The organism is Paeniglutamicibacter sp. ZC-3 (genome assembly GCF_025847175.2).
GTDB classification, from domain to species: domain Bacteria; phylum Actinomycetota; class Actinomycetes; order Actinomycetales; family Micrococcaceae; genus Paeniglutamicibacter; species Paeniglutamicibacter sulfureus.
Genome location: NZ_JAOYTG010000010.1, coordinates 43,444 through 55,286, shown reverse-complemented (window position 1 = coordinate 55,286; position 11,843 = coordinate 43,444). Strand labels below are relative to the sequence as shown.

The 11,843-nt window shown below is 65.7% G+C and carries 16 protein-coding genes; 13 read left to right on the top strand and 3 right to left on the bottom strand.

From position 1 onward, the window contains the following. Nucleotides 1-11 precede the first annotated feature (11 nt). From hisB to OIU93_RS11885, 6 genes are all read left to right on the top strand, one after another. On the top strand, nt 12-632 hold the full coding sequence (gene hisB, locus OIU93_RS11910) for an imidazoleglycerol-phosphate dehydratase HisB (protein ID WP_264270294.1): 621 nt from the start codon (nt 12-14) through the stop codon (nt 630-632). Then, a complete protein-coding gene (gene hisH / locus OIU93_RS11905) occupies nt 633-1,268 on the top strand; it encodes an imidazole glycerol phosphate synthase subunit HisH (RefSeq protein ID WP_264270293.1) in 636 nt (211 codons plus the stop codon). Nucleotides 1,269-1,271: 3 nt separating this feature from the next. After that, on the top strand, nt 1,272-1,421 hold the full coding sequence (locus OIU93_RS11900; RefSeq protein ID WP_264270292.1) for a hypothetical protein: 150 nt from the start codon (nt 1,272-1,274) through the stop codon (nt 1,419-1,421). Between the two features lie 92 nt (nt 1,422-1,513). Then, nucleotides 1,514-2,257: a bifunctional 1-(5-phosphoribosyl)-5-((5-phosphoribosylamino)methylideneamino)imidazole-4-carboxamide isomerase/phosphoribosylanthranilate isomerase PriA gene (priA, locus tag OIU93_RS11895; RefSeq protein ID WP_264270291.1), complete on the top strand. Its 744-nt coding sequence runs from the start codon at nt 1,514-1,516 to the stop codon at nt 2,255-2,257. A 215-nt stretch (nt 2,258-2,472) separates the two neighbouring features. Then, nucleotides 2,473-3,387 (top strand): SseB family protein, encoded by a 915-nt coding sequence (locus OIU93_RS11890; protein ID WP_264270290.1) that lies wholly within the window; start codon nt 2,473-2,475, stop codon nt 3,385-3,387. After that, a complete protein-coding gene (locus OIU93_RS11885) occupies nt 3,384-4,727 on the top strand; it encodes an MFS transporter (RefSeq protein WP_264270289.1) in 1,344 nt (447 codons plus the stop codon). The genes OIU93_RS11890 and OIU93_RS11885 overlap by 4 nt, the downstream gene beginning before the upstream one ends. Before the next feature lie 152 nt (nt 4,728-4,879). On the opposite strand, the gene OIU93_RS11880 is transcribed toward OIU93_RS11885, so the two are convergent. Beyond that, nucleotides 4,880-5,245, bottom strand: a complete 366-nt coding sequence (locus OIU93_RS11880; RefSeq protein ID WP_264270288.1) for a DUF1844 domain-containing protein — start codon at nt 5,243-5,245, stop codon at nt 4,880-4,882. A gap of 326 nt (nt 5,246-5,571) precedes the next feature. On the opposite strand from OIU93_RS11880, the gene infC reads away from it, so the two are divergent. The 6 genes from infC (at nt 5,572) to OIU93_RS11850 (ending at nt 9,840) form a co-directional block, all read left to right on the top strand. Continuing rightward, the gene (gene infC, locus OIU93_RS11875; RefSeq protein ID WP_372342916.1) at nt 5,572-6,540 is read left to right on the top strand and encodes a translation initiation factor IF-3; all 969 of its coding nucleotides are present in this window, start codon (nt 5,572-5,574) and stop codon (nt 6,538-6,540) included. Between the two features lie 123 nt (nt 6,541-6,663). Beyond that, nucleotides 6,664-6,858, top strand: coding sequence for a 50S ribosomal protein L35 (gene rpmI / locus OIU93_RS11870; protein WP_217390565.1), 195 nt, complete (start codon nt 6,664-6,666; stop codon nt 6,856-6,858). Nucleotides 6,859-6,964: 106 nt separating this feature from the next. Next, nucleotides 6,965-7,654 carry a 50S ribosomal protein L20 gene (rplT, locus tag OIU93_RS11865; RefSeq protein WP_264270287.1) on the top strand — a complete coding sequence of 230 codons (690 nt, stop codon included), beginning with the start codon at nt 6,965-6,967 and terminating at the stop codon, nt 7,652-7,654. An 86-nt stretch (nt 7,655-7,740) separates the two neighbouring features. Continuing rightward, nucleotides 7,741-8,649, top strand: a complete 909-nt coding sequence (locus OIU93_RS11860; RefSeq protein ID WP_264270286.1) for an RNA methyltransferase — start codon at nt 7,741-7,743, stop codon at nt 8,647-8,649. Between the two features lie 127 nt (nt 8,650-8,776). Then, the gene (locus OIU93_RS11855; RefSeq protein ID WP_264270285.1) at nt 8,777-9,211 is read left to right on the top strand and encodes a (deoxy)nucleoside triphosphate pyrophosphohydrolase; all 435 of its coding nucleotides are present in this window, start codon (nt 8,777-8,779) and stop codon (nt 9,209-9,211) included. Next, nucleotides 9,208-9,840: a pyroglutamyl-peptidase I gene (locus OIU93_RS11850; protein WP_264270284.1), complete on the top strand. Its 633-nt coding sequence runs from the start codon at nt 9,208-9,210 to the stop codon at nt 9,838-9,840. Before OIU93_RS11855 ends, OIU93_RS11850 begins: the two co-directional genes overlap by 4 nt. Here the strand turns inward: OIU93_RS11850 and OIU93_RS11845 are convergent. Further along, nucleotides 9,837-10,493 carry an SIMPL domain-containing protein gene (locus tag OIU93_RS11845; protein ID WP_264270283.1) on the bottom strand — a complete coding sequence of 219 codons (657 nt, stop codon included), beginning with the start codon at nt 10,491-10,493 and terminating at the stop codon, nt 9,837-9,839. The genes OIU93_RS11850 and OIU93_RS11845 overlap by 4 nt on opposite strands. After that, nucleotides 10,490-10,987, bottom strand: a complete 498-nt coding sequence (locus OIU93_RS11840) for a DUF4157 domain-containing protein (RefSeq protein WP_264270282.1) — start codon at nt 10,985-10,987, stop codon at nt 10,490-10,492. Before OIU93_RS11840 ends, OIU93_RS11845 begins: the two co-directional genes overlap by 4 nt. 147 nt (nt 10,988-11,134) lie before the next feature. Here OIU93_RS11840 and OIU93_RS11835 point away from each other — a divergent pair, with 147 nt between their 5' ends. Then, on the top strand, nt 11,135-11,791 hold the full coding sequence (locus tag OIU93_RS11835) for a hypothetical protein (protein WP_264270281.1): 657 nt from the start codon (nt 11,135-11,137) through the stop codon (nt 11,789-11,791). Nucleotides 11,792-11,843 lie beyond the last annotated feature (52 nt).

The following is an 11,843-nucleotide window of genomic DNA, read 5'->3' as shown; positions in this document are numbered from 1 at the left end:
AAGGAATGTGCATGTCTGCCGAAAAACTCACGGGTCGTCGCGCTCGCCTCGAACGCATCACCAGCGAGTCCTCCGTCTTTGTCGAACTTGATCTGGACGGCACCGGCCGCTCGGAAATCAGCACCGGCGTCCCGTTCTACGACCACATGCTGACCGCGCTTTCGAAGCATTCGCTGATCGACCTGACGGTGCGCGCCACCGGAGACATCCACATCGACGTGCACCACACCGTCGAAGACACCGCCATCACCATTGGCGAGGTGCTGCGCACCGCCCTGGGAAACAAGGCGGGCATCACCCGCTTCGGCACCGCCTATGCCCCGCTGGACGAGGCTCTGGCACGCGCCGTTGTCGACATCTCCGGGCGCCCCTACCTGGTCCACGGCGGCGAGCCCGCAGGCCAGGAATACCACCTGATCGGCGGCCACTTCACGGGGTCGATGACCCGGCACGTCTTCGAGGCGCTGACCTTCCACGCCCAGATCTGCGCCCACATCGAGGTGCTTTCCGGACGCGACCCGCACCACATCGTCGAGGCCCAGTTCAAGGCATTTGCCCGCGCCCTGCGCGAAGCCGTGCAACCCGATGCCCGCATCGGCGACGCCATCCCGTCCACGAAGGGTGCGCTGTAGATGGCGGCCAAGACAGTCACCGTCCTTGACTACGGTTCCGGCAACGTCCGCTCGGCCGTCAGGGCCCTTGAGGCAGCCGGCGCCGAGGTCAAGCTCTCGGCCAAGCCCGAGGACATCCTGGAATGCGACGGGCTCTTCGTTCCCGGGGTCGGTGCCTTTGCCGCCGTCATGCAGGCACTGAAGGACGTCGGTGCCATCCGCTGGATCGGACGCCGCATCGCCGGCGGTCGCCCGGTGCTCGGCGTCTGCGTCGGACACCAGGTCTTCTTCGACGAGGGAGTGGAACACGGGATCCGCACCCCGGGACTGGCCGAATGGCCCGGCACCGTGGAGCTGCTCAAGGCCCCGGTCGTCCCGCACATGGGATGGAACACCGTTACCCCGCCGGCCGGAAGCAAGCTCTTTGCCGGTATCGAGGACGAGCGCTTCTACTTCGTGCACTCCTACGCGGTGCAGGAATGGAACTTCGACGTCGCCCAGCCCAAGATGGTCCCGCCGCAAGTCACCTGGGCCGAACACGGCGTTCCCTTCATTGCCGGGATCGAGAACGGGCCCCTGTGCGCCCTGCAATTCCACCCGGAGAAGTCCGGCGAGGCCGGGGCCAAATTGCTGCGCAACTGGTTGGGGACCCTCTAGACCATGTGGTCCATCATCCTCATGGCGGTCGCCGGCCTGCTGGCCGGCGGAGCGCTCTCGCTGCGCCAGCAACGCGCCCATATCTCCTGGATCATCGCCGCCTGGGTGCTGGCCGGGATGGCGCTCTTCGCAGCCTACGCCCTGACGCTTTAACCGGCACCCCCACCGGCCGGCACGATCGTTGCCGGCCCCGCCTCGCATCACCCGGCCCCAATGCGCCGGCCCGGAAAAACCAAGGAATGATCATGATCGAGAACCAAAACAACATCCTGGAATTGCTGCCCGCCGTGGACGTGGCCGACGGCCAGGCCGTGCGCCTGGTCCAGGGCGAGGCCGGATCCGAAACCGGATACGGCGACCCGCTTGAGGCAGCACTTGCGTGGCAGAACGCAGGAGCCGAATGGGTGCACCTGGTGGACCTGGACGCTGCCTTCGGCCGCGGCCACAACACCGAGATCCTGGGCCGCATTGCCAAGGAACTGACCATCAAGGTCGAGCTCTCCGGCGGCATCCGCGACGACGAGTCCCTCGACCGCGCCCTGGAATTCGGCGCCACCCGTGTCAATCTGGGCACCGCCGCCCTGGAAAACCCGGAGTGGACCGCACGGGCCATCGCCCGCCACGGCGACAAGATCGCCGTGGGCCTGGACGTGCGCGGAACCACGCTGTCCGGCCGCGGCTGGACCAAGGAGGGCGGGGACATCTGGGAGGTCCTGGCTCGCCTCGAAGATGCCGGATGCGCCCGTTACGTGGTCACCGACGTGACCAAGGACGGAACGCTGCGCGGACCCAACGTCGAACTGCTCGCCGAAATGTGCAAGCGCACCGACAAGCCGGTCATCGCTTCCGGCGGCATCTCCAGCCTTGAGGACCTGCGCGTTTTGCGCGAACTGGTCCCCAACGGCGTTGAAGGCGCGATCGTGGGCAAGGCGCTGTACGCCGGCAAGTTCACCATGGCCGAAGCACTGGACGTGGCAGGCCGCCGCTAGGATCCAGCGGCCGCCGCTTTCGGGCGGCAACAGGCATCGATCGGATGGGGGCACTGCCGCGTTGCGGCACTGCCCCCATCCGTGTCTCCGAGCGAGCTTCACCACACCGCCGGGGCGCCGGCACCCAACGAATCGGCCCGGCACATGGGCGCCCGGGCCACAGGCACCGAATCCCGCGATCCACCCCTGACGTGGGCGCAAGATAGCATGTGCATATGAGCACGAATTCTCCTTCTTCCCCCGCCGGACAAGGCGCAGAGCGCCACCTGCCCGGACATATCGCCGCCGCCCTGGCACGCGCCGGCGGGTCCGGAGATTCCGCGGGGCAAAGCTGGGAAGGCCGGGACCTCGGCGGCGAGGGAAACCCGCTGCACAACTTCGACAACGACAACGGCCTGATCGACGCGCAGCTCAAGGCGGCCCTCGAGGGCCTCATCGCCGGAAGCGGCACCGAGCAACAGGTCCATGCCGCCCTTGCAGGGGCCCGCGTCTACATCGCCGTCGTGGCCCAGCTGGCCGAAGGCGGCATGGGGGAACACGGCTTTGCCGAGGACAAGGAAGCCGACATGGCCCTGGTCACCCTCACGGCTCCCGACGGCCGGAAGGCCCTGCCGGTGTTCAGCAGTGTCGAGAACCTCCAGGCCTGGCATGCCGAGGCGCGCCCCGTGGCCGTCTACGCCCCGCGGGCTGCACTTTCGGCCGTGAGCGAGGAAGCCCAAATGCTGGTCCTGGACCCCGGCGCCGACTTCACCTTCGTGCTGCGCCGTCCGGGCATGTGGGCCCTTGCCCGGCAAGAGGACTGGACCCCCAGCTACCTCAGCGAGGAGCTGGCAGCCGTGGTTGCCGAACAGGCAGCGAGCGAAGCGGCACTCGCCGCGATCCACATGGCACCGGGACGCGGGGTGGGCTCGCGCACCGCCGCAGGCACGTCCGTGCCCGGTGGGGGGTCCGGACCGGAACTGCGCCTTGAATTCACCTTCCGCCCGGGTATCGACGAGGCAGGGGCCCGCGAGTGCGTCTCGCGGATCCACGCGCGGTTGTCGGCCAACTCGGACTTTGCCCACAATGTCGATTCGCTCGAGGTTGCCCTGAAGGCAGGACCAACCTCGGATCCCGGTACGCCGGCATGAAATTCGGTCGCTACGGCCAGTTGCTGCGGCAACCGGGTGTGGCTCCGCTGCTGCTGATCGGCATGGTGGCCCGGCTTCCGCACGCCACGGTCGGCCTGCTCCTGTTGCTGCACCTGGTCAACGAACTGGGACTTGACTGGGGCCCGGCCGGTCTCGTGGTCGGTCTGATGACCATTGGCATCGCCCTGGGCGCACCTTGGCGCGGACACGTGGTGGACATGTACGGGCTGCGTCGGGCGCTGATTCCCTCCATCATCGCCGAAGCCGTGGTGTGGAGCATCGTTCCCCAGGTCTCTTTCACCTGGGTGCTGCCACTCGTGTTCCTCGGCGGGCTCTTTTCCCTGCCGGTCTTCTCAGTGGTCCGCACCGCCCTGGGCGTGATGACCACGGGGGAGACCCGGCGGTCGGCATTCGCCTTGGATGCGATGGGCACCGAACTGGTTTTCATCGTCGGACCGGCAACAGCGGGGATCGTGGCCACATCACTGGACACCACCGTTGGGATGATCGGGATCGCCGCTGCGGCATCGCTCAGCGGCGTGGCGCTGATGATCCTGAATCCGCCCACCCGGTCCGGCCAGCCCGGAGCCGTGGCCACCCAGGCCAACCCGCACGAGGAACGTCTCGGGGCCGAGGCCTCGCTGATCGCCGCCGGACCCGGCGGCCTGGCAGAGGTCGAGGGCGAGTTGATCCTGGCCGGGGCCAAGTCGACGCGGGCGCGCATCTCCGCCCGCGGACGCGGCTTCCGTCACAAGTTCGGATGGGTCAGTGCCTCCGTGATCGCGGTGTTCATTGCAGCCTCAGGCGCGGGGCTGCTGCTCTCGGGCACCGAGGTCGGCATCATTTCGCTGCTCGACGCGCAGCACAGCGAGGGCCAGCTGGGAATCGTTTTCCTGTTCTGGTGCGGCGCCTCGCTGGTGGGCGGGCTCATCTACGGCAGCCAGAACCGGCGCATCTCACCGATTGTGCTGCTGCTGGCCATGGCGGTGCTCACCGTCCCGATGGCGTTCGCCACCGGCACCTGGTCACTGGCCCTGCTCTCGATCCTGCCCGGCATGCTGTGCGCGCCGGTGCTCTCGGCGGCCTCGGAATGGTTGACCGACCTGGTGGCGGAAAAGCGGCGCGGGGAGGCCATGGGCTGGTACGGCTCGGCATTGACCACCGGCACGGCACTGGGTTCGCCCATCACCGGTGCCACCGTGGACTCGTTCGGTGCAAACGCGGGATTCATCGTGGTCGGTGCCATTGCCGCCGTGGTGTGCGCGGTGGCCTTGGTGGCACAGCAGGTGCGCCGGCGCCGGGCCACGACCCGGGCACGCACTCTCATCCAAGACGCATAAGCCGGGGGACAAACAAAAAATGCCCCGCCGTGAAGCGGGGCATTTTTCGGCACTGCGGCCGGGAGGAACAAGTCGGTGCCGGCTGCCCGGAACCGCTCTGTGATCAACCTCTCGACCGCAAGCCGCCAAAATCTTGCAGTGTTACGCGGGTGTTAGTTCACCGGGCCGGTGAGCTTTTCGCCCGGGCCCTTGCCCGGCTCGTCCGGGAAGGTCGAGGCTTCGCGGAAGGCAAGCTGCAGCGAACGCAGGCCGTCGCGCAACGGACCGGCGTGCTGGGAGCCGATTTCCGGGGATGCGGAGACGACCAAACCTGCAAGGGCGGTGATGAGCTTGCGGGCCTCGTCAAGGTCCTTCAGCTCTTCGGCGTCGTTGCCCTCGGCCAGTCCGCATTTGACGGCGGCGGCGCTCATGAGGTGGACGGCGGCGGTGGTGATGATTTCAACGGCTGCCACCTCGGCGATGTCGCGGATCTCGTTGGTGGCGTTGTTGGAGTCCGGATTGGTTTCAGGGGTGCTCATACTGCTAAGCTTTCCATAGACCGACTGAATCCGTGTACTTGGATGCGCCGCCCACCGGGTGGATGTGACCAAGGAGCCATGGAACCAGTACGCAAGTGGAGGCCACTCCCACCCGCAGCAGCCGAATCAGGCGGCCGGGTAAGTTCGGTGCCGATGACCCCGCGGGGTTCGTTGGCTGGATGAATTTTCATCGATCGAATCTGGGGCCTTCGCCTGCACATGCAGCCGAGGGCCTTTCCTTTTGCTGCGGTGGCCTCGAACTTCGAACTACTCAGGAGCAACACATTAGCGATCCACGCATTAATGATCGAATCCGCGTCCCAGAGGTGCGGCTTGTCGGCCCTGCCGGTGAACAGGTTGGCATTGTCCGTATTGAGGATGCACTTCGTCTTGCCGTCGAGTCCGACCTTGATCTCGTGGAGGTGGCGCCTACCGCCAAGCCTCCCGTGTGCAAGTTGATGGACTTCGGAAAGTACAAGTACGAGGCTGCAGTCAAGGCACGTGAAACGCGCAAGAACCAGACGAACACCGTGCTGAAGGAAATTCGTTTCCGTCTGAAGATCGACACGCACGACTACGAAACCAAGGTCGGACACGCCCTTCGCTTCCTGGGCGCCGGTGACAAGGTCAAGGCCATGATCCAGTTCCGTGGCCGCGAACAGCAGCGTCCGGAAATGGGCATTCGTCTGTTGAACAAGTTTGCCGAGGCAGTTGCCGAGGTTGGCTTGGTTGAGTCGACGCCACGTATCGATGGCCGAAACATGGTCATGGTTGTCGGGCCTCTCAAGAACAAGGCAGAGGCCAAGGCCGAAGCCCGTCGCTTGGAACAGCGCGATGCCGACAAGGCCAAGGCAGCCAACCCGAAGGCCAAGATGGACACCTCGGAGCCCCAGGGCGAGATCGGCGGCTCCGTTGCCGATGTCATCGAGTCGGACATCATGGAAAAGCTTGCCAAGGTACGTGCGGAGGCAGCGGCTGAAGAGGCCGCAGCAGCCGCGGCACCAAAGGTCGCCCCGGTCAGGACAGCCCCAGCAGCGGCCAAGGCCCCTGTCAGGTCGGCACCCGCCCGCGAGGCTTCCAGCCGTCCGGCAGCCTCAAAGGCACCGGCAGCAGCACGTCCGGCGGTCAGCAAGCCGGCAGCGGCAGCGGCCCCCAAGCCAGCCGTCGCAGCCAAGCCGGCAGCGGCACCGAAGCCAATGGCCGTTCCCAAGCCAATGGCCATGCCACCAAAGCCTGCGGGCAAGCCGGGTCCGAAGCCCGCAACCCGCGCGCCCAAGCCCGGGACGACCAAGTAAGGTCGCCCCGAGCAGGGCAGCTCGCAAGAGCAACACCAGAACCACGGATTCCCCCAAACGCGGGAGTCCGCACGATCCCCCGGTCCGAAAGGATCCCGGGAGCAAGTAAGGAGAACGGCGGATATGCCGAAGTTCAAGACCCACAGTGGCGCCAAGAAGCGCTTCAAGCTCACCGGTAGCGGCAAGCTCGTGCGCCAGCAGGCCAACCGCCGCCACTACCTGGAGCACAAGTCCTCCCGCATCACCCGTCGCCTGGCATCTGACCAGTTGGTCGCCAAGGCGGACGTCAAGACCATCAAGCGGATGCTCGGTCTCTAACACCAGTCCGTCTTGGGAATCCTGATCCTGGATTCCCGACCACATAAAGATTTTTTGCCGGCCCAATATTTGAGGCCAGGCGGAACAGAAACAAAGGAGTACACACGTGGCACGTGTGAAGCGGGCAGTAAACGCCCATAAGAAGCGTCGCGTCATTCTTGAACGCGCCAAGGGCTACCGCGGTCAGCGTTCGCGCTTGTACCGCAAGGCCAAGGAGCAGCTGCTCCACTCGTTCGTTTACAGCTACGGCGACCGCCGCAAGCGCAAGGGTGACTTCCGTCGCCTCTGGATCCAGCGCATCAACGCTGCATCCCGCGCCAACGACCTGACCTACAACCGCCTGATCCAGGGCCTGAAGGCTGCGTCGGTCGAGGTTGACCGCCGCATGCTGGCCGAGCTGGCCGTTTCGGATGCCAAGGCTTTCGCCGTACTGGTTGCAGTTGCCAAGCAGGCCCTCCCGGCCGATGTCAACGCCCCCAAGGCCGCCGCCGCAGCTCCGGTTGCACCGGCCAAGAAGGCTCCGGCCAAGAAGGTTGCCGTTGCAGCCCCGGCAGCAGAGGGTACCCCGGCCGAAAAGGCCGAGGCCGCCGGTGCCGTCAAGGGTGTCGAGGGTGAAGAGGCTCCGGCCGGATTCATCATCAAGGGCAACGCCGGTTCCAACAAGTACCACGTCCCGGGTTCGACCTGGTTCGACCAGACTGTTGCCGAATACTGGTTCAACAGCATTGAGTCTGCCAAGGCAGCCGGCTTCGAGCCTGCAGGCGGCGAATCCCGCCAGCAGATCAAGGACGCCTAGTCCTTGAGCTCATAAAGCTCTAGTCCAAAGGGACGGAATCGTTTGCGATTCCGTCCCTTTGGCGTATCCCCGGTAAAGTCATTCCCATGAATCTTGCCGGAGACAACGAAGTGACCATGACCAATGTTCGTGCCGAAAAGGTTCGCGAAGTGGCCCGACTGGCCACCCGCACGGGACGCGCCCGCAGCGGCGAGTTCCTGACCGAAGGCCCACAGGCCGTCCGCGAGGCCTTGCGACTCCACCTTGAAAATGCCGAACATGGCCGGGCACCCGTTGTTCGGGCCGTCTATGCCACCGAAGACTGCCTGGACCGCTATCCGGAACTCGAGGTCATGTCCAACAAGGCCGATGGCATCCATACTCGACTGGTCAGCCAGGAAGTCTTGGCGGCGATGGCCGACACCGTGACACCACAGGGAATCGTGGCCGTGTGCATCATCCCCGAAACCAGCCTGCAGGAGGTAGCTGCCGGCAAGCCCCGCCTCGTGGCCGTATTGTGCCGCGTGCAGGATCCGGGCAACGCCGGCACGATCATCCGGGCAGCGGACGCAGCGGGCGCCGACGCAGTGGTGCTGACCGGGGGAAGCGTGGATATCTACAACCCCAAGGCCGTGCGTTCCACCGTCGGTTCCGTCTTCCACCTGCCTATCGTCACCAATGTCGATTTGGGTGAAATCCTTGCCGCGTTCAAGGGCCAGGGCAGCACCGTTCTTGCAGCCGACGGCTACGCTGCCGCTGATTTGGATGCGCTCCAGGATGCCAGCGCCGCACGGCGCGCCGGGGCCGGGGCAGCCGCGCCCGAAGGGGAACCGGCGCTGGAAGACCAGACGGTGTGGCTTTTCGGAAACGAGGGCCAGGGCCTGGACGAAGCCGAACTTGCAGGTGCCGACCACCGCGTGGCTGTGCCGCTGTACGGGATCGCCGAATCGCTCAACGTGGGAACCGCTGCGACGATGTGCCTCTATGCCTCGGCACGGGCGCAACGACGCGGCTAGGTCGCCGGCCGCGCAACTGCGCTACGGCGAAACACGCATCCGAGCGCCGTTCCGCTCCCGTGCGTGATTCACATCGAACCCGACATCCCCGGGCTTCCGCGACGCTTCCCAACGAAGGATAAAGACCATGGCCTACAAACAGATAGTCGCCGCCGCGATCCTGGACTCGCTCGTGACCCCGAGCCGGCTGCTGGCCGCGCGACGCACCGCGCCGCCGGAGCTGGCGGGAATGTGGGAATTTCCCGGAGGCAAGCTCGAACCCGATGAGACCTGTGAAGACGGGGTGAAGCGCGAACTGGCCGAGGAGCTCGGCATCGAAGTGGCCCTGGGCAGCGAGGTCTTCGGTCCGGTCCCCGAGGGATGGGTGCTCAGCGAACGTGCAGCGATGCGCGTCTGGTTTGCCGAGGTCACCGCCGGAACCCCGGACACGCTCGAGGACCACGACCAGCTGGCCTGGGTCGCATTGGAACACGAGGCACTCGAGGCCCTGAAATGGATACCTGCAGACCTTCCCATCGTCCGCGCGGTCCTGGCCGACACCCTGGCAGGTGCCACCCGGTGATCCTGTTCACCGGTTTTGAACCCTTCGGCGGCAGGGACTCAAACCCCTCGATGTCCATCGCACGCCAAGCCGCGGGCATTCTGGAGCAGCAGGGGATTGCGACCATTGCCGCGGAACTGCCCTGCGTGTTTGCCACGGCCCCGGCGATGCTCGAAGAGCTGTTGGCCACCTGGCAGCCACGCGTGGTGATCAGCCTCGGGCTCGCCGAGGGCCGCGGAGCACTGGGTCTGGAAAAGGTCGCCATCAACCACCTGGACGCCCGGATCGCAGACAACGCCGGGGACCAACCCATCGACCTGCCGGTGTTGGCGGGAGGGCCGGTCGCGTACTTCTCGGGCCTTCCGCTGAAAGCCGCCCTTCAGGCACTGCGGGACCCGTCCATCGAACTCGGCGACGTCGAGGCCGAGATCTCCTATTCCGCCGGGACCTTTGTCTGCAACCAGGTGTTCTATTCCCTGATGCACCACGCCGGAAGGGCGCCGGGGCTCCGCGCAGGGTTCATCCATGTTCCCTGGATGGATCCCGCCTCCCCCCGGATCGCGATCCATGCCCGGGCCGTGGCATGCGTGGCACAGCTGGCCTTGGCCGGTGCCACCGAACCAAGGCTTGGCGCCGGCACGGAGTATTAGGCACCCGAGTCCGGCGATGGGTCATCGGCGCTGAGTTCCCAGCGGATTTCGAGCGTCACCGAGAGCTGCCGCCGGCCGGCAACCACCGGCATGGACTCCGCCGCAAATTGGGTGGACTTGGTGCGTTGTAGCGGCAGCACTGGTTCGCCGGCGACCTCTCGGACCAGTAGCACGGGCCCGAGCCGTGCTCCGGCGAGCGAGGCCAGGTGCTCTGCCTTGGAACGGGCATCGGCGAAAGCCGATTCCCTGGCGGCCCGCAGGGCGTCGGCGGCGTCGGAAACCTCGGCATTCATCGAGTGGATCCGCAACGCGTCCCCGCCGGCGGCCACGGCGGCCGCCAACACCCAGGTCACGTTGTCCGTCGTCAGGTCGGAGGCCTCGATGTTGGTTTCGGCATCGTAGCCATCCAGCACGGATTCCTCGTTGCGCCAGGAGTTGCGGGCGGCCAGTGCGATTCCCGTGGTTGCCAGGTTTGCCCCCGGGGCGGCAACCAACACTGCCTCGATGACGTCCCTGGCACGCTCCGAGGCAAGCCCGAAGGCCTCCGCAGCTTGCGCATGGTGAACCTGGACGGTGAGGGAGATGCCCATGACGTCGGGTACTGCAGTCGCGGAGGCTGTCCCGCGCACCGTGACGGCCGGTGTGCGCCTCATGCCGAAGTTCCCCTGGTCGTGCGTGCAGTTGCCGTTGCGAGGCGAAGACCCCGTCGCAGGCCGGCTGCCACCACGGGGAGCAGCTTGCGTACCGGCCGTTCACGATAGCCGCCGGCCTGCAGATCGGCGGCGCGTTCAAAGATGTTCCGCGATGCCGGATCCGAGGTGCGCAGCCAGGAATAGCCGGCCGCCGCAAAGTACAGGGGGATGAAGGGAAGCCCCAGGCACAAGGCGTATTGGGTGGCATGTGTTTCCTCGTGGGACAGCAACGCGGGGCGCTGGGCCGGCGTGCCAAGGGAAGGGCGGAAAAATACCACGTTGCCCACGGTGAAGGCTCCCGCCTTGGGAAGCACCGGAGTGTAGTTGCGCGCATAGAGGATTCCCCGCGCACCGCCTTCGATGTTGCATCCGGTGCCGGCGGCCAGCAGCAGGCCGCTGATGGTGCTCAGGTTCAGCCAGTTGGCGACCTCGCGTGTGCGCTCCCAGGTGTCCATGGTTCCCCAGTGTAATCCCGGAGCCTACGCAAAGGCGGGTGGGGAGCCCATGAGGCAATTCTCGGCCAAGGCAATCCAACCATTAGTGTTGACTATTGAACCGGGAGCATCGTTGCAGATCAATGCCCCGAACGTGGAGGAGAATACATGAAGAAGATCGTATCCGTCATTGGAATCATGGTGGCGCTGATGTTGAGCCTGACCGGGTGCATAAAGATGGATGTGGATCTGGTCGTCTCGAGTCCGGAAGAGGCCAGCCTCGACATGGTGGTGGCATTCGACAAGCGCGTTGCCGGCGACATCTCGGTCGAGGAGCTCATGACCCAGATGGGTACCACCGAGGAGGAATTCTTCCTGGGCATCCCCGCGGAGGCACAGAAGGCGCCATACGACGAGGAAAACTTCAAGGGCTACGTCTTCAGCATCGAGAACCAATCGCTGACCAAGTTGGGCGACCTTTCCGGCAGGCTTGGCCCGAAGGTCAACATCGAATACCGCGACGACCTGTACCACTTCTCCGCCCGGGGACTTGCCGGGACCGACACCTCGAGCCTGAGCGAGTCCACGATGACCGTCACCTTCCCGGGGGAGGTCACCTCCGCCAGCGCCGGGGCACACATCGAGGGCAACACCGTGAGCTTCGACATGCGCGAAGCCACCGGCGAGATGACAGCCGTGGCCAAGCCCAAGGACAACACTCCGATCTACCTGTCTCTCGGTTTCGGCGCCCTGGCCCTGCTGGGTGCCGTAGTCGCCGTCGGCACGATGCGCCGCCCCGAGCGCACCGAAGACGTGCACGCCTAATACCGCGCAACGCCGAACTTCGGGGTTCGGCCGCTGAACGCCAAGGGGACCG